13 protein-coding genes and 1 pseudogene are annotated in these 18105 nt (G+C 55.5%); 4 read left to right on the plus strand and 10 right to left on the minus strand.

Translation table 11 applies throughout. The annotated features are described in order from the left end of the window. Positions 1–730 precede the first annotated feature (730 nt). Genes BHC62_RS04620 through BHC62_RS04635 form a run of 4 tightly spaced genes read right to left on the minus strand, consistent with a single transcriptional unit; the run spans position 731 to position 7001 of the window. Entirely contained in the window at positions 731–2197 is a 1467-nt protein-coding gene (locus BHC62_RS04620) for a tyrosine-type recombinase/integrase (protein ID WP_070994353.1), read from the minus strand. Next, positions 2190–2738, minus strand: a complete 549-nt coding sequence (locus BHC62_RS04625; RefSeq protein WP_143007484.1) for a hypothetical protein — start codon at positions 2736–2738, stop codon at positions 2190–2192. The genes BHC62_RS04620 and BHC62_RS04625 overlap by 8 nt, the downstream gene beginning before the upstream one ends. Further along, positions 2719–4893 (minus strand): hypothetical protein, encoded by a 2175-nt coding sequence (locus BHC62_RS04630; RefSeq protein WP_070994354.1) that lies wholly within the window; start codon positions 4891–4893, stop codon positions 2719–2721. Before BHC62_RS04630 ends, BHC62_RS04625 begins: the two co-directional genes overlap by 20 nt. After that, a complete protein-coding gene (locus BHC62_RS04635; protein WP_070994355.1) occupies positions 4893–7001 on the minus strand; it encodes a hypothetical protein in 2109 nt (702 codons plus the stop codon). The genes BHC62_RS04630 and BHC62_RS04635 overlap by 1 nt, the downstream gene beginning before the upstream one ends. Positions 7002–8008: 1007 nt before the next feature. On the opposite strand from BHC62_RS04635, the pseudogene BHC62_RS04640 reads away from it, so the two are divergent. After that, positions 8009–8782: pseudogene (locus tag BHC62_RS04640) on the plus strand (calcium:proton antiporter); the annotation flags it as partial. Here the strand turns inward: BHC62_RS04640 and BHC62_RS04645 are convergent. The 6 genes from BHC62_RS04645 to BHC62_RS04670 form a co-directional block, all read right to left on the minus strand. Next, positions 8783–10138, minus strand: coding sequence for an 8-oxoguanine deaminase (locus tag BHC62_RS04645; protein WP_070994356.1), 1356 nt, complete (start codon positions 10136–10138; stop codon positions 8783–8785). A 189-nt stretch (positions 10139–10327) separates the two neighbouring features. Next, entirely contained in the window at positions 10328–11014 is a 687-nt protein-coding gene (locus tag BHC62_RS04650) for an SDR family oxidoreductase (RefSeq protein ID WP_029297549.1), read from the minus strand. A 46-nt stretch (positions 11015–11060) separates the two neighbouring features. Beyond that, positions 11061–11642, minus strand: a complete 582-nt coding sequence (locus tag BHC62_RS04655; protein ID WP_029297547.1) for a YigZ family protein — start codon at positions 11640–11642, stop codon at positions 11061–11063. 13 nt (positions 11643–11655) lie between these two features. After that, the gene (locus BHC62_RS04660; RefSeq protein WP_070994357.1) at positions 11656–12315 is read right to left on the minus strand and encodes a TetR/AcrR family transcriptional regulator; all 660 of its coding nucleotides are present in this window, start codon (positions 12313–12315) and stop codon (positions 11656–11658) included. Between the two features lie 87 nt (positions 12316–12402). Further along, positions 12403–13797 carry a uracil-xanthine permease family protein gene (locus BHC62_RS04665; protein ID WP_070994358.1) on the minus strand — a complete coding sequence of 465 codons (1395 nt, stop codon included), beginning with the start codon at positions 13795–13797 and terminating at the stop codon, positions 12403–12405. Positions 13798–13883: 86 nt separating this feature from the next. Then, positions 13884–14804 carry a LysR family transcriptional regulator gene (locus tag BHC62_RS04670; RefSeq protein WP_029297541.1) on the minus strand — a complete coding sequence of 307 codons (921 nt, stop codon included), beginning with the start codon at positions 14802–14804 and terminating at the stop codon, positions 13884–13886. A 125-nt stretch (positions 14805–14929) separates the two neighbouring features. Here BHC62_RS04670 and BHC62_RS04675 point away from each other — a divergent pair, with 125 nt between their 5' ends. The 3 genes from BHC62_RS04675 to BHC62_RS28705 all read left to right on the plus strand — a co-directional run. After that, on the plus strand, positions 14930–16279 hold the full coding sequence (locus BHC62_RS04675; RefSeq protein WP_029297539.1) for an aspartate aminotransferase family protein: 1350 nt from the start codon (positions 14930–14932) through the stop codon (positions 16277–16279). Between the two features lie 74 nt (positions 16280–16353). Continuing rightward, positions 16354–17847 (plus strand): CoA-acylating methylmalonate-semialdehyde dehydrogenase, encoded by a 1494-nt coding sequence (locus BHC62_RS04680; protein ID WP_070994359.1) that lies wholly within the window; start codon positions 16354–16356, stop codon positions 17845–17847. Positions 17848–17849: 2 nt separating this feature from the next. Continuing rightward, positions 17850–18105, plus strand: a 256-nt coding sequence (locus tag BHC62_RS28705; RefSeq protein ID WP_218124015.1) for a hypothetical protein, incomplete at its 3' end; no start/stop codon positions are given.

Genomic DNA, 18105 nt, shown 5'->3' on the forward strand with positions numbered 1-18105 from the left:
CCGAGATGCCGGCGCTTGCGCCAAGGCTCGGTTTACGACAGCCCCTCCCCGAAGGGGCACGCCCCAACTGAACGCTCAGGGTCATCAAAGCTCCGCATCCCAAGCATCCATAGCCTCGCTCACAGCCGCGTACCACTGGAGATCACCAAGTTGTAGAGCGTTCGCGATTTGCCTGTTGGTATTGCCGTCGCCCCAGGTCGGAAGACTCTCTATGGCTTCTGTGAACAGACTGGCTGTAGCGACAGCGAATCGCCCCGTACCTGTACACTGGAGGCACACGTAGCGCAATGCTGCGCCACTGGAAAGCCTACGCCAGGCCACGACCTCAATGCAGTCCATTGGCTCCACAGGAGCCTCGACGGCGAAACCCGCGCCCTCATCCGCCCTATGGCTCTCAGATGCTCGGAACGGCCCACCAAGCGCTCTTGGGTCGTGTACGAGATGCTTCAACTGCTCACGTGCGCAGACAATTTGCTCCCGGAACTCTTCTGGATCAATGAACATGGCCCCTTCCGGCGTCACCCTAAGGGTCTGGAGGCTGTTCGCGGCTTGGATGAACGCAAGTTCGCGCTCAATCTCACGCTGAGGACGGCGGTCTTGGCGGATGAGATCCCATAGCGCACGGACTATTCGCATCTGACTATTCTCCCTGGTATCGGTAAACCCACACCGGCAGCGCGTGAAACTGTGATGACTCAGGTTCACAAGCCGTTCGGGTGGAACAGCAACACTACTCAGCACTCTCGCGGCTGCTTAGCCGCATTTCCAGCTTTTCAACCAGAGCTTTGACGCTTCGGATCTCAACCGACATATCAATTTTTTGCAGCTTGGATCTATGCTCCAGAGCAGTGAGCGTGTCTTTAACAGAGTCCAGTTCGTCTTGGGCTTCAAGCATCGAACTGTAGGTAGAACTCGAGGTGAGCGCCTTATATTCAGCGTGAAAATAATGATGGAGAGAAGCAGGGTCAGAGTGGCCGGTGAGTTGGGCCACCTCTGCGCAAACATCGTCTCGCAGCGCCGGCGTCCACCCTTTCTTTAGAGCGGGGGTTTGGGCAAATCTTTCCTCCAGCCTGATATTGATTTGACGCGTGACAAAACGATGTCTAAACATGGACAGGCAAACGCGGGTGCCTGACAAACCAGCACCTAAACACAGTCGGTCAAACTCCTTAGTGATTGACTCTTTTTTCAATCGACTACCATTTTCACCTAGGAATATATTGTTGGGCTGGTCGAAAAAAATTTTACGATCTGCTAGGAAGTCAATGTAAGCTTTCCTGGCTTCAACGTAAATTTCAAACCGCCTTGCATCTGCAGCATTGATTTTAAAACGGCGTAACGGTGCCGGAGTTCCGCGCTTTTTAGTGGGGATCACAATCTCTAGTGTATTCGAAATGTTTTGATTGAGCTGAAGGTCGAGGTCAAATAGCTCCTCAGGACGTAGTCCTGTGAGCTTCATCATTCTTAACGTGAACATCCGCCGCTCGTATAGATACACACTGGTAGCATCGTAGAGTTCGAGGTCACTGATTGATTTAAGCTTGGAGCTAGCAGGCAGATCCTCCCAGTCTCGCTTCCGGAAAATCTCATCCTGGATTTTTTGGATGATGTGTTCGTCTATTGCCACCTTGTCATCGTTGTACGGCACGGGAGCTACAAGCAGGGGATGAACCATGTAGGATCGCTTGGTTTTGGGATTTATCTCATAAGATATCGTGATATTTGCACCACTATTCTTTAGGCCTACCAACGGCGTTTTAGAAAGATCTGGATAGTTTTCTGTTAGCCAGTGCAAAAAGTTAAGCGTGGTGTGCTGGATTAGCCTGGTGCGATTGTTATTCCTTGCTGGTGCGATACCACGAAGGGTAGACCTGGTTTCTTGAACTAGCTGTTCAGTAAAATCCTTAAAATTAGTTTCGTTGAAATTGCTGAATTGAATGCTCTTGACAGAGCAAGAGCGAATGAAGTGCGTAATGAGCGCTGCGTCTACCCGCGCAGAATCTCTGGCGCCTGTGGACGCGCAGATCTCAGCGATCCATAGATTGGCAAGGTTGCACGGCCTACCGTTAGGCCAGCGAATAAGTACGAAGTTTTCGATAGTGCGTGGCTTTCCAATGAACGTCCCAGCCTTCCGAATCGGCATAGCTTTGTCTGGCAGGCTTACGGATTCATATTCCGTGTAGAGTTGCTTACCCATCCTTTTTGCCGCCGTCGATAACCTTCATTTTCTCTGAAGAAAATATCTGGTCGCTTATCAGGAAAGATTGATATTTGGCCTTGGATGTTTTGACTTTAAGTCTGATGGTTGCGCGGATTTCGTCAGCGCTACGGTTGCTCTGAGGGTCAATACGCTCTAGGAAAGTCAGGATGTCAAAGTACGCCATCGAGGCGATGTGAGCCTCCAGCAGCGCGATGCGTGCCTGATCCTTGTCTGAAGGAAGGTTAGGTGCAGGCGCCGGGTTAACCTTGGGAGTCAACAGGGCAAATGCCCTGGATCTCATCTGTAGCATGTTGTCCCACAGGCTTGACCCAGAGATGCCAAACTGTGCGACCTTAGCCGCTTGCTTCAGGGAGTTGAGCGAAATCGATGTGAAGCAGCCAGCGACATCGAGTTTGCAGAAGCCTCGCATCGAGGATAGGGCTCGAAGCTGGGCTTTCGACGGTGTAATTTCTTTAGATAGCACCTGTGAAAGCCAAGTGTGACGAGAGTGGAGATTTTTATTTGTTGTATCTCTCATCTTTTTGGCCTCCTAGGCAAATGGCGAAATCAATGGTGTAGATTTCTTCGTCGTAAGATTCAAGCCTGACTTTATATGTGGTCATATCGAACTCAGGTTGTTGCACCATTTTGTCTAGGTATTTGAGCAATTCCTTGTTACTAATCGAGGCGATGCTGGTGGCTTTGAAGTGCTTCAAGGCTTCTATGTAAAGCGCTAGAAGCCCTTGGTTTGTATCTTTGGACAGCAAGCCGTTTTCAAGAGCAATGAGCTTGTCGTCGATGCATTCGGATTCATATCGGACGGCTTCCGAATCTGACGGTTCATAATCTGTGTAATCATCAATATGCTTCCTATTGGAGTGACCTGCCATATACCTCAGCAATTCTTTCCCTGAATCTCCTACGTGTCTATGTACGAGCAGGAGGAAGAATTTTCTCATCTCGTGAATGCGCACATACCATCGCCGACCTATTTTATCGACGGGCAGTTGGATAGCGTCACAGAAAGTATTAATGCACAAGTTTACTTTCCATTCGGGAATTTCGCCACTAGGGCATTTGAATCCTCTGCCCGGAATATAAAACAGCCTCCCTGCGTACTCCGATTCATCTCCATAGATATCTGCTAGCTTTTCGCCGAGCACTTGGAGTAGCTGGATGGCATGGGCAGCAACGTAGGGAATAGGGCGCTCAATGAAGTCGTTTGCACCCAACTCCCCAGTTTTGCCAACCATGTGGCCCATAAAAGCGCCATTGTTGCCCTGGTCAGTAGATAGGCAGTTACGTTCAAGGGTACTAAGCTCAGTATTCCGAATAGGTTTTACGATGCCGATAATTATGGCGCAAGCGCCATAAAAAGATTCCATCACCATTTTGTAGTTGGTTTTATCTACAGGGAAATTTTTCTTCTCTTTGGTTTGGAGCCTGCTTATGTTGAGCGCTTGGAATAGCGGCTGGGTAGGTAGGTTTTCCATACCTCTCGTCATCCAAAGGTGTTTTGTTTTCTGGAAGAGCTCGTTCTTTTTTACGGACTGTTTCGACAATGAATTGTCTTCGTCAATAGAGACGAATTGCTCGATGTAAAAAATCAGAGACTCAACTATGGCATTTCCGTAGACGGTTATCCACTTGCAGGCCTGATTCAGGCATTTGAAGCCAATATCAAGAGGTAGCAATTTGGTGTGGCCACCTGGCTTCAAGTGTGGCTTGTAATCAAGAACAAGTTGATCAATGTTCAGTTTAATGTCGGGGATGTCTTCGGGCAGAATATCATGGCCTTGGAAAAATAATTTTAGGCACGACATGGTATCCATAAAAGAGCTGATGCCCATCGCCCCGTCAGCTGCTTCATCTATTGTCTTAGTATTTTGAGTGCTGTGAAGGTTTGCTCGTACACCTCTTTGTAGTAAGTCGTCATGGGCTAAGGCCGGCTCAAACTGCCTAATGAACAGTCGAAAATTTGCATTATGCAGAGACGTTGAAGGTCGACCGAGAATGGAGCCAATATAGTCTCTTGACAGCAATCCTTTATCATAGGTGCTGTTTTGGGCGCTGGAGACATAGAGATCATTTCGAGTAAAGTAGGAAATCGCTTCTCTTGTGAGCTCAACTGGCAGGGCGTCCGGGTCTGATATAAGATCTTCTAATGAGAAGGAGACAGGTAAGATATCCAGCAGGTGTGAAATGAAACGCTCCTTCAACAACAAAGCAGCAGTCCATCCACCCTGACTGAAAGTTTCGGCGATAGCTTTGCAGGCGTCCTCATCGAAAAGCCTGAAGCCATGCGTACTGGTTTCATAAGTATCTTTATAAAGATTGGCGCGTGCCGCCAAATTCATAGCGAAGCTAAAGTATGTGATCCATCGACCTTCCGCGACTGGTTTACCTGTAATGGTGCCCATGCGACAGTGAAATAACCATTTCTGCACCGTTTCCAGCAGCAGCTTATTAGGGTCGTCGGTGAGGTTGGTGCCGTCCGCCATCAAGCGATCAAAGCTCATGCACTGAAGCTTTGACCCACCTGGAAAACTGACCAGCCATTCCTGACTTCCGATCCCACCTCTTACCAGCCAATCTGCTTGATAGCTGTGGCTTCTTTTATAGATTTTGCTTTGCCGTTCCGCGTGCTCGATCATCGCTTTGATACGACGTTCGTCGAATGAAAAGTCTTCCATTAGATGGCCTTCCAATCGGAAAGGGAGACTAGCGGACGAAGGTCTTGCTTCAGGATGGTCGCACGAGCATGCGATTTTCGGAGTTCACTCATGGAGTCGCCCGAAACCCTGCCCGCAATAGCCATCTCGGCGTTAGATGCGCTATCGAAATCGAGGGAAATTGTTTTCGCTACTAAATCCCTGAGCACCGGGAAGATCCATAAGGGCACGCTAGTTCGCTCATCGATCACTAAGCGTTCTTCTGGTGCAAGCTTATCGACGGCATCTGCGTATGCGTAGATCGCGGCAAGGCTAGCCGCACTCCGATCAAATAGCAGCTCGCGCTCTACAAACATTTCAATTAGAGAGCTGGGGTCAGGCGAGTAATGACCCAGCTTCGAGCGTAAGGCTTCGCTTAAGGGATCTCCCTTCTTAAGGCCTAATAGTATCCGTCGGACAAAAGCCTGTAGCTCTTCTCGAGTGCTAAAGTCAGATGCAGCTAACTGCCAAGGCTCGCCCTCTGTTGCTACTAAGATGACCTTTTGATGTAGCACCCTGAAAAACCTCGTCGCCCATCGATGAACCATCCAGGCCGGAATATATTTATCTCTGACCACCTGCAAAGAGTTACCCAGCATGTCCGCTACGGCCTGGAGACTACCAGTACGCAAAAACTCCAAAATCCCTTGAGTGCATCGGATCGTGTAGAGATTGACCATGCTTGGAGTTACGCCTACTTTGTCTAGTTCATCTTTATATAAATCGTGCAGAGAGAGTCCAGCATTTGTAGTCAAGGTTTTTGCAAAGTTAGGACTGGAGCCAATTTGGTTTCTGCTCGAGACAAGAAACAGCTTCCTCCACCCGCTCTTACCCTCCGATAAAAGGCGTCGTCTTGGCATGTTTGTACACCGAATCACATCCATAACGATCCGAGTGCTCAATGGGGGAAGTACAGAGACCTTGCGTGACTGCGCGCGAGGTTTGCTAACGCTGACTGTTATTCGCTTGTTGTCACTATTGCCGCGTAGATAGAATTTTCCGTCTCGTCGGTATAACCTTATGTTGGTCAGTGATGATGGATTGAACGAAGGGTTTTCTGATGCAATGATCGCACTTGCAACTGCGCAGTCTCTCGGTGACAAGTAGCCGAGTAGTCGGTTGAAAGTTTCGTTAACTGTATTGTTATCGATACAGTCGTCGCCGGCAACCTCCCATAGTCGTTCCCTAAGTTTCGGCTTACTATGAGAGTTGTAGATGACTGGCCTGAAGAAAGGTAGTTCTTGCAGATCGTCGAATGTCATCGATTTAAGCTCGTCAGTCTGTTCGGCGTAATATCGAGCGACGGCTAAAAACCAGTTGATACCTGTAGGCGAATCTGGATGCGCAAGATGCATCCCATTTTTGCTGAATTTTCCGCTCTCTAGAACTGCCTCGATTTCGTCGTTCGAAATATTCTTGCATAGTTCATCACCTCGAGCGTGGCATCTTAGCATTCGATTCCAGTAGTCTACCGAGCATTCGACAATGGCATCGGCCCTTGTCGCGAGAGTGTTCTTAACATTAAGTAGGTACACGTCATCTTCAAGACTCAAGCCTTCTTCCACAAGGTATTTTTTGGGGAGTAGAAATTGTGGGCTTTTGGGAATGGGCGTGTGCATAGTCCCGTATCCAGCCGGTTGAGACATATTCTCCGGTTGACTGACGGACTTCGCTGTTGAATCTGGGATGAATGTGTCTTCCGGTATGAATCCATCTCGCCTCAGTTTTTTATAAACAAACGCTACCGCACTCCAATGGTCAAAGCGGGTTTTGGGCTTGTGATCTTTGTTGTAGAGGTGATGGGAGTAATGTGTGAGTATGAAGTTGTTCCAGTCATCTTCCGCAGGTGGGAACTTTAACCGAAGCTTGGTAATGTGCTTGAAGATATATTTGCTTGCCCGGAAGCGCCCTGAATAGCTAGTTTCAGCTCCCGTGATGCATAATACCCTAACCGCTTCGGCTACTTTGTCGAGCACTTCTTTGTCGACCCACGATGGAGTGTGGATAGTAGCAATCCGGTAGCCGCGAATACATTCATCATCATCCCACTTGAATGTGATGCGATCATCCTGCACTTGGTAGGTAAGCATAATTAGATCCTACGCCAAAAACGGCATAGCGTAGTGATCTTGCTGCTCTGGTCAAGCACTTTAGTGCGTGCTTATAAAGTTTTAAACAGTGTATTAAAAGCATACTCTTACATGTATTTCTGGACGGAATTTTGCTTTAACCTCATGTCGCAGTGAAAGGTTGGCCGACAATTGATATGTTGTTTTGTATATCTGTTTTGTCTGTGTTTCGCTGATAAGGAATTACCGCCCTGGACGCTGATCAGCCAATACGCCGGGGGGTAGGGATTAGGCTGGACGAGAGGGTTCGTGGTTATCGGCATGCCTAAGCGTGGTTGAGCGCAAGGACGGCGGTTGCTCCTTCCCAGTGTACTCAGTTCCTAGAGAGTATTTCACTGAGCGATTGCTTGGTCATCCTCAACCAGGTGGTCTCTAATAGCTCTTTGCCGGGACTGCTGGCGGGGCATTAATTAAAGCAATATTGACTTAGCGTTTGAATAAATTATCGATTTATCTCGTCGCCGTGTTCTACGGAATACAAGCACTACCTCCGCATATATTTAGTCCGGTTGGTGTTCGGCCCCCTAGCTTGTGGTATCGAGTCTAATGTTAGGCTCCGAATCGGCTTGAATCACGTCCAGCGCAACCGTGATTTTTTTCAGGTGTGACTGGACATCCCGCGCCTCGCCGCAGACAACACTGCGATATGCGCCTGCTGTCCACCCTTGAGATTGGTGATTTGTGGGGGGGAGGGGGCAAAGGCGATGGACGGTGCGCTAGGGCTTCCCACCCGTCAATCCGAGGTGATGGCAACCTGGCCACGATGAACTCATATCGATCATTGTGAGATCTCTCTTCCGTTCTCAGCCTATGGGAGGTGGTGGAGTGTCGATGAATTCAGCGTTTTTTCCGTCTGGGGTATCCGAAGCACATGGAAATGGGTGTCAAGTTTTAGGTGTCAAAATCGTTTTCTAAGCTGTTGATTCGTATAGGGTTACACCTTCTAGATGAATTCATGTGTCTAGAAAAGCATATTGCTGGATATCAACGGCATCCTCGGCCTGGCCGCGCTGATGGGCGGCATCAAGCATGGCGAGCAGTCCTACAACGATGATTCGGCGCGGACCTACAGCGTGATGATCCTGACCGCCATGGGTGTGTCCATGGTGGTGCCGGAATTCATCCCCGAGGCCGACTGGAAAATCTACTCGGCCTTCACCATTGGCGCGATGGTGGTGCTGTATGCCTTGTTCCTGCGCATGCAGGTGGGGCCACACAGTTACTTCTTCAGCTACAGCTATCCGGAAAAACGCCGTAAGCCGCTGCCGGAGGAACAGGCGTCGCCGGTCAACCTGACATTCTCCATCGCAACCCTGGTGTTTGGCGTGGTGGTGATTGGCGCATTGGCCGAAGTGATGTCCAAGACCCTGGACCTTGGCCTGGAGGGCACAGGCGCGCCGCCGGTGATCACGGCGATCCTGGTGGCAGCGATTTCTGCCGCGCCGGAGATACTGACCGCGTTGCGTGCAGCGTTGGCCAACCGCATGCAGTCGGTGGTCAACATCGCGCTGGGGGCTTCGTTGTCGACGGTGATCTTGACTGTGCCGGTGATGGAAGCGATGGCGCTGTACACCGGCCAGCCGTTTCAGATGGCGATGACACCGGTGCAGACAGTGATGGTGTTTATCACGCTGATTGTCAGCGCGATCAACCTCAACGATGGCGAAACCAACGCCATCGAAGGGATGACCCACTTTGTGCTGTTTGCGACCTTTATCATGTTGTCGCTGCTGGGTGTGTAGCTAGCCGGCAATCAACTGCCGCGCCGCCTGGCTGTGATCGGCGATCAGGCCCTTGAGGTCCATGCCTTCGATCTGCCCGTCGATCACCCGCCACTTGCCGCCCACCATCACCCGGTCCGCGCGATCGGCGCCGCACAACAGCAGCGCTGAAACAGGATCGTGGCTGCCGGAGAAGCGCAGCTCATCAAGCTTGAACAGCGCCAGGTCAGCTTGTTTGCCTACGGCCAACTCGCCGATGTCGCTACGGCCGAGCAGTTGCGCAGAGCCTTTGGTGGCCCAGCCCAGCACGCCTTCAGGGGTGATTTTTTCCGCCCCGTAGCGCAGGCGCTGGATATACAGGGCCTGGCGTGCTTCGAGGATCATATTGGACGCATCGTTGGAGGCTGAACCGTCGACGCCCAGGCCAATCGGCGCGCCGGCGGCGATCAGGTCCAGGGTCGGGCAGATGCCGGAGGCTAGGCGCATGTTGGAGCTTGGGCAGTGGCAAATCCCGGTGCCGGCCGCGCCCAGGCGGGCGATTTCATCGGGGTTGAAGTGAATGCCATGGGCCAGCCAGGTACGTGGTCCGAGCCAGCCGACGCTGTCGAGGTAGTCCACGGTGCGCAAGCCGAAGCGTTGCAGGCAGAAGTCTTCTTCGTCGAGGGTTTCGGCCAAGTGGGTGTGCAGGCGTACGTCGAGCTGGTTGGCCAGTTCAGCGCTGGCGCTCATGATTTCGGGGGTGACCGAGAACGGCGAGCAGGGCGCCAGGGCGATCTGGATTTGCGCGCCGTCGCCGCGCTCGTGGTAGCGCTTGATCAGGCGCTGGCTGTCTTCGAGGATCACTTCACCCTGCTGCACAGTCTGCTGCGGCGGCAGCCCACCGTCGGCTTCGCCCAGGCTCATGGAACCGCGCGTGAGCATGGCGCGCATGCCCAGTTCGCGCACGCTGTCGACTTGCACGTCGATCGCATTTTCCAGGCCGTCGGGGAACAGGTAGTGGTGGTCGGCGGCGGTGGTGCAGCCCGAGAGCAGTAATTCTGCCAGGGCGACCTTGCTGGCCAGCGCGAGTTTTTCCGGGGTCAGGCGTGCCCACACCGGGTACAGGGTTTTCAGCCAGGGGAACAACGGCTGGTTGACCACCGGCGCCCAGGCGCGGGTCAGGGTTTGGTAGAAGTGATGGTGGGTGTTGATCAGGCCGGGAAGGATCACATGCTCGCGGGCGTCGAAGGTTTGTTCGCAGGCCATGCTCGGTTGTTGGCCGAGGGCGAGCACTTCGACGATCACGCCGTCTTGCAGCACCAGGCCGCCACGGGCATCAAGGGCATTGGCGGTGAAGATCGCGAGAGGTTTTTTTAACCAGATACGGGTCGCAGGCATTGGCCGGCTCCTCTGAATGATGGGTTCAGGTTTGCCAGCTCAGTGTTGCCCTGTCTGCTGATCCAGGGTCGCCGGTAGGGCGAGGAGGGAAGTCTACGTGGAGTGAGCGGTGGGGTCTATCCACCGCTCATCGGTGGTAGCGAGTGAGTCTGTTGTGGTAAGCCCGCTCGCCACAACATCGCTACAGTCTTACCAGGGAATGGTCTGGCCCTTGTAGTTGACGAAGTGATGGCCGCCCTTGCCGGTGTAGGCGTTCACTTGGGCAATCAGGCCGCGCACGCTGGTCTCCACATCGAGGTCGGCACCTTCGCCGCCCATATCGGTCTTGACCCACCCCGGGTGCAGTGACAGTACGGTCAACTTCTGCTCGCCCAATTGCGTTACAAAGCTGTTGGTCATGGAGTTCAGCGCGGCCTTGCTCGCCTTGTACAGCGCCAGGTCCGGCGCATCGGGCATGGTCACGCTGCCCAGTACCGAACTCATGAATGCCAGTACGCCACTGCCTTGGCGGATCTGCGGGGCAAAGCGTTGGGCCAGGTTGATCGGCGCCACGGCGTTGGTGAAAAACAGTTGGCCGACTTCGGCCTGGGTCGCGTGGCCTGGGGTCTGGATGGCCGGGCCCTTGACGCCGGCGTTGACGAACAGCAGGTCGAAGGTGCGGTCCTTGAGGCGCTGGCTCAGGGCGATCACGGCCTGCTGGTCGTCCATGTCGAGTTTCTCGATCTGGACCGGGCCCACAGCTTTCAGGGCATCGGCCTTGCTTGGGTCACGCACGGTGGCGGTCACATCCCAGCCGTCCAGGAGCAATTGCTTGACCAGGCCCAGGCCCAGCCCGCGCGAGGCGCCGATGATCAATGCGGTTTTTGGCGTAGACATGAAGGCTTCCTTTGGCGTCGAGGTTCAGTGAACAACATTATCAGGTTCAACGTTGCAGCAGGATTCGCCCACGGCTCAGGTCGGCCAACTGCGATTGCAGGGTGTCGATATGGGCTTCGCCGAGTGCCAGTTGCAACTCCACGCCGTTGGCGGTGAAGGTTTCTTCCAGGACCAGGCCGCCCAGTTCGGCGACACGCAGCTTTACCAGTGGCAACTCAGCAAAACCACAGGCACAGCTCAAGGGCACGCGGCTGATCAACTCGACCCGTTCGGCGTTTTGCAGGCATTTATTGGCGCCGCCCCCATACGCGCGGGCCAGGCCACCGGTGCCCAGTTGGATGCCGCCGTACCAGCGGACCACCAGCACCACGACCTGGTCAAACCCCTGGGCCTCGATGGCGGCCAGGATCGGGCGTCCGGCGGTGCCGCCGGGTTCGCCGTCATCGTTGCTGCGGTATTGCCCGCCCAGTTTCCAGGCCCAGCAGTTATGCGTGGCATTGAGGTCGCTGTGCTGCTCGATAAACGCCTGGGCGTCTTGCGGGCTGGTAATCGGTGCAGCAAAGGTGATGAAGCGGCTTTTGCGGATTTCTTCGCGAAATTCACAAAAGCCCGTAAGGGTGAAAGGCATCGGGTCGCTTCGTTCAGAGGGCCGGCTTGATGCCACAGCCCTTGAGAATAATGTGGATGAGGTTGGTGCCAGCGTCTTCCATGTCCTGCTTGGTCAGCTTGGTGCGGCCGGTCACGCGGCAGATCTGGGTCGCGAAGTCGGCGTAATGCTGGGTGCTGCCCCACAGCAGGAAGATCAAGTGTACCGGATCCACGGGGTCCATCTTGCCGGCATCGATCCAGGCCTGGAATACCGCGGTCCGGCCGCTGAACCAGGTGCGGTAGTCCTGGCTGAAATATTCGGTAAGGCATTCGCCGCCGCTGATGATCTCCATGGCGAAAATCCGCGAGGCCTGTGGTTGGCGTCGCGAGTATTCCATCTTGGTGCGGATATAGCGGGTCAGCGCCTCGGCGGGATCATCCTCGGCGGTGAGGGTGTTGAAGGTGCTGTCCCACAGTTCGAGGATATTGCTCAGCACCGCGATGTACAGCCCCAGCTTGTTGGTGAAGTAATAATGCAGGTTGGCCTTCGGCAGCCCGGCACTCGCGGCGATGGTGTTCATGCTGGTGCCTTTGTAGCCGTGCCGGGCGAATTCGTCTTCGGCGGCCTGGATGATCGCTTGTTCGTTCTTTTGTCGAATGCGGCTGGCGGGTTTTCCGGCGTGGCTGTTGTGGGCAGGAACTTCGAGGCTCATGGAGGTTTCCGTGCAGATCGATGAATGCGATTGCTGCACAGATAACCCACCCTCAAGCCTCAGACAAGTCCCGATACGATAAAAGCGTCAAAGCGGTTCCAGTGTGTCGTTTTCCACGAGTGGATTTGCGGCGCGCGTTTCGGCCTTGGATTCCGGCAGGATCAGGCACAGCACAATTGCCGTCAGCCCGCCGCTGGTGATGGCCGAGTCGAACAGGTTTTGCACCAGGGTTGGCATCAGGTGCAACAAATTCGGTTGCGCGGCGATGCCCAGGCCGACCCCAAACGAGGTGGCGATGATCAGCATGCTGCGTCGGTCCAGCGGGGCCTGGGCCAGGATGCGCACGCCGGCGGCGGCCACACTGCCGAACATCACCAGGGTCGCGCCGCCGAGCACCGGCTTGGGGATTTGCTGCAGTACCGCGCCAATCAGCGGAAACAGCCCGAGACAAAACAGCACCACGCCGATGTATAGCCCCACATAGCGGCTGGCGACGCCGGTCAACTGAATCACCCCGTTGTTCTGGGCGAAGGTGGTGTTGGGAAAGGCGCTGAAGGTGGCGGCGATCATGCAACTGACGCCATCCCCGAGCACGCCGCCCTTGAGCCGGCTTATATAGGAAGGGCCGCTGATGGGTTGGCGGGCGATCATGCAGTTGGCGGTGAGGTCGCCCACGGTTTCGATGCTGCTGATCAGATAAATCAGCGCGACCGGCAGGAAGGCGCTCCAGTCGAAGTTGAAACCAAAACGGAACGGTGTCGGCAGGCTGATCAAGGGCAGGTCGGGCAGGGGCTGGGGTATCAGTTTGCCGCTGAACCATGCAGCGAGGCTGCCCAGTACCAGGCCGATGATGATCGCGCTAAGGCGTACCCACGGCGTATCCGAACGGTTGAGCAGGATAATCGTCAGCACCACGAACAGGCCCAGGGCCAGGTTGGTCGGCGCGCCAAAGTCCGGGGCATTGAAGCCGCCGCCCAGGTCGGTGATGCCCACTTTGATCAGGCTGATGCCAATCAGAGTAATCACAATGCCGGTCACCAGCGGCGTGATGACCCGGCGCAATTGGCCGATAAAACGGCTCAGCACGATCTGCACCAGCGCGCCGAAAAAGCACACGCCGAAAATCATCGCCAGGATGTCTTCCGGGCTGCCGCCGCGCTGCTTGACCAGGAAACCCGCTGACAAGACCGCGCCGAGAAAGGCAAAGCTGGTGCCTTGCAGGCAGATCATCCCCGCGCCAATTCCAAACGGCCTACGCGCCTGGATGAAGGTGCCGACACCGGAAACCATCAACGCCATGCTGATCAGGTAGGGCAGGTGGGCGGCCAGGCCCAGGGTGGAGCCGATGATCAGTGGCGGGGTGATGATGCCGACGAAGCTGGCGAGCACATGTTGCAGTGCCGCGAGCAAGGCGGGCAGTGGTTTGGGGCGGTCGTTGAGACCGTAGATCAGGTCGCTGGCGCTGGAGGATTCTGGTGGCATGGCATGTGGACTCAGGGCTGACGGTTCATGGTCCCTGTGCCTTGCAAAAAACTGTCCACTTGCTCAGGTTTTGTGTGGAGCCCGTATCAGCGGGTCGCGGCCAGGCTTTCGAGGAAGCTTTCCAGCACCAAATGAGGGCGACGGCCTTTGCGCGTGACCGAAGCCAGGCTTAAATCGTAAAAGCGTGTAGGCGGTTTCAGCGCACGCAGTCGGCCTTGTTGTACCCACAGACTGGCGTAGTGATCGGGCAGGTAGCCGATATAGCGCCCGGTAAGGATCAGGAAGGCCATGCCTTCGCGGTCGGACGCGCTGGCGGTGCAGTTGAGCGCCTGATAATGGGCCTGGATATCGGCGGGCAGGCGGAAGGTCGGTGCGATGGCGTCCTGGCTGTTGATGCGTTGATCGTCCAATTGTTTGTCGTCAGCGTAAAACAGCGGGTGGCCCACCGCGCAGTAGAGCAGCGAACGCTCGCTGTACAGGGGTTGGTATTCCAGGCCCGACAGGGCGCTGGCCTGGGGGACCACGCCGACATGCAGGCGCCCGTCGAGCACGCCTTGCTCAACTTCATTGGGGGCGATCATGCGGATCTGGATTTGCACGTCGGGGCCGCGCTCTTTCAACTGCGCCAGTGCATGGGTGATGCGCATATGGGGCAGGGTCACCAGGTTATCGGTCAGGCCGATGATCAGTTCGCCGCGCAGGTGTTGGTGCAGGCCGTTGACCTCGGTGCGGAAACTTTCCAGCGCACTTAACAGTTGCAGGGCCGATTGGTAGACCTCCCGGCCTTCTTCCGTCAGGGAGAAACCGGCGCGCCCGCGTTGGCACAGACGCAGGCCCAGGCGCTGCTCGAGATCGCTCATTTGCTGGCTGATCGCAGAGCGACCAATGCCCAGCACGGTTTCCGCCGCCGAGAAGCCTCCGCACTCCACCACGCTGCGGAAGATGCGCAACAGGCGGATATCGAAGTCGCTCACTTGGGCCAGCGGGTCGGGTCGGCGGCTGCTCATAGTTTAGTAAAAGCCTGACTGAAGGTTAGAAGAGTTGCATTTCCCAGACTTTATCCCCGTGGCAATTTAGCTGCAACAACGCTTTTCAATCCCGACGCTGCCTTTTGCCCTGCGAGGTTTTGCTGATGAACATGCCCGAAAACGCCCCATCCACCCTGGCCAGCCAGCTGAAGCTGGATGCTCACTGGATGCCTTACACCGCCAACCGCAACTTCCAGCGCGACCCGCGTCTGATCGTGGGGGCCGAAGGCAGTTGGTTGATCGATGACAAGGGGCGTCGGGTGTACGACTCGTTGTCGGGCCTGTGGACCTGCGGCGCGGGGCACACCCGCAAGGAAATCCAGGAAGCCGTCGCCAAACAACTTGGTACCCTGGATTACTCGCCGGGCTTCCAATACGGCCATCCTTTGTCCTTCCAGTTGGCGGAAAAGATCACCGATCTGACCCCCGGCAATCTGAACCATGTGTTCTTCACCGACTCCGGTTCCGAGTGCGCCGATACAGCAGTGAAGATGGTGCGTGCGTACTGGCGCCTAAAGGGCCAGGCGACCAAGACCAAGATGATCGGGCGTGCCCGTGGTTATCACGGGGTGAACATCGCCGGTACCAGCCTGGGTGGCGTCAACGGCAACCGGAAGATTTTTGGCCAGGCGATGATGGATGTCGATCACCTGCCCCACACGCTGCTGGCGAGCAATGCCTTCTCCCGCGGCATGCCGGAGCTGGGTGGTATTGCCCTGGCTGACGAGTTGCTCAAGCTGATCGAGTTGCATGATGCGTCGAACATTGCTGCGGTGTTCGTTGAGCCGATGGCAGGCTCGGCCGGGGTGCTCGTACCGCCGCAGGGCTACCTCAAGCGGCTGCGTGAGATCTGTGACCAGCACAATATCCTGCTGGTGTTCGACGAAGTGATCACCGGCTTTGGTCGTACCGGCTCGATGTTCGGTGCAGATAGCTTCGGTGTGACGCCGGACCTGATGTGCATCGCCAAGCAGGTCACCAACGGTGCGATTCCGATGGGGGCAGTGATTGCCAGCAGCGAGATCTATCAGACCTTCATGAACCAGGCGACGCCTGAGTACGCGGTGGAATTCCCACACGGCTACACCTACTCGGCCCACCCGGTAGCCTGCGCGGCCGGGCTGGCGGCATTGGATCTGCTGCAGAAGGAAAACCTGGTGCAGAGCGTGGCCGAAGTCGCACCGCACTTTGAGAATGCGCTGCATGGTCTCAAGGGCAGCAAGAACGTGATCGACATCCGTAACTACGGCCTGGCCGGTGCGATCCAGATCGCCCCGCGTGATGGGGATGCCATCGTGCGTCCATTCGAAGCGGGCATGGCGTTGTGGAAGGCCGGGTTCTATGTGCGCTTTGGCGGCGACACCCTGCAGTTCGGCCCAACCTTCAACAGCAAGCCGCAGGACCTGGATCGCTTGTTCGATGCCGTCGGCGAAGTGCTGAACAAGATCGACTGATTTCTCCTTCTATATAGAACAACAGCCTGGCGCGACGCGTGTCGCGCCTGTGGACAACTTTTCAGGAGCCTTGCATGAGCCTTATCCAGCATTTGATCAACGGCGAACTGGTCAACGACAGCGGTCGCAGCGCCGACGTTTACAACCCTTCTACTGGCCAGGTGATTCACCAGGTGCCATTGGCCAGCCGTGAAACCATTCAACAGGCTATCGACTCGGCCAAGGCCGCATTCCCGGCCTGGCGCAATACGCCGCCGGCCAAGCGCGCCCAGGTGATGTTTCGTTTCAAGCAATTGCTGGAGCAGAACGAAGCCCGTATCTCGCAGTTGATCAGTGAAGAACATGGCAAGACCCTGGAAGATGCTGCCGGTGAGTTGAAGCGCGGGATCGAGAACGTCGAGTACGCGTGTTCGGCGCCGGAGATCCTCAAGGGCGAGTACAGCCGTAACGTCGGCCCGAACATTGATGCCTGGTCCGACTTCCAGCCGCTGGGCGTGGTGGCCGGTATTACGCCGTTCAACTTCCCGGCCATGGTGCCGCTGTGGATGTATCCACTGGCGATCGTCTGCGGTAACTGCTTCATCCTCAAGCCATCGGAGCGCGATCCAAGCTCGACGCTGCTGATTGCCCAACTGTTGCAGGAAGCCGGTTTGCCCAAAGGTGTGTTGAGTGTGGTCCATGGCGACAAGGGCGCGGTGGATGCGCTGATCGAGGCGCCTGAGGTCAAGGCCTTGAGTTTTGTGGGCTCGACGCCGATTGCCGAGTACATCTATTCCGAAGCGACCAAGCGCGGCAAGCGCGTACAGGCGCTGGGCGGGGCGAAGAACCATGCGGTGCTGATGCCGGATGCGGATCTGGATAACGCCGTGAGCGCCTTGATGGGTGCCGCCTATGGCTCCTGCGGCGAGCGTTGCATGGCGATCTCGGTGGCGGTCTGTGTGGGTGACCAGGTGGCGGATGCATTGATTGCCAAGCTGGTACCGCAGGTCAAGGCACTGAAGATTGGTGCAGGTACTTCCTGTGGCTTGGACATGGGTCCACTGGTCTCTGCGCAGGCGCGGGACAAGGTCAGCGGCTATATAGAGGATGGTGTGTCTTCGGGCGCTGAGCTGGTGGTCGATGGGCGTGGCCTGAGCGTTGCCGGGAATGAAGACGGGTTCTTCCTGGGTGGCTGCCTGTTTGATCGCGTGACGCCCGAGATGCGCATCTATAAAGAAGAGATCTTTGGCCCAGTGCTGTGCGTCGTCCGGGTGAACAGCCTGGAAGCGGCGATGCAACTGATCAACGACCATGAATATGGCAACGGTACCTGCATCTTCACCCGTGACGGTGAGGCGGCGCGTCTGTTCTGTGACGAGATTGAAGTGGGCATGGTTGGGGTTAACGTGCCATTGCCGGTGCCGGTGGCTTATCACAGCTTTGGCGGCTGGAAGCGTTCGCTGTTTGGCGACCTGCACGCCTATGGGCCGGACGGTGTGCGTTTCTATACCCGTCGCAAGGCGATCACCCAGCGTTGGCCGCAGCGTGCCAGCCATGAAGCGTCGCAGTTTGCCTTCCCTAGTTTGTAAGGTTGGATGAGCAGAAGGCCGGCCCCTTGGGGCCGGCCTTTGCGTTTCTGGGCTTTTTTGATCGATATGACAGAAATGTGAAAGTAACGGTTGACGGCGAATTATATCTGTCTATAATTCGCCCCACTTCCGGCGCAGTCGAAACGGAAAACTCCTTGTTAAACAATGAGTTATGCGAGATTCGACAGCAAGTTGCTTCAGTTTATCGAAGCCAAAAGGAAGTTGAAAAAGAGGTGTTGACAGCAGCGTGTAACGCTG

It is taken from the genome of Pseudomonas sp. 06C 126, assembly GCF_001855215.1.
GTDB lineage: Bacteria > Pseudomonadota > Gammaproteobacteria > Pseudomonadales > Pseudomonadaceae > Aquipseudomonas > Aquipseudomonas proteolytica.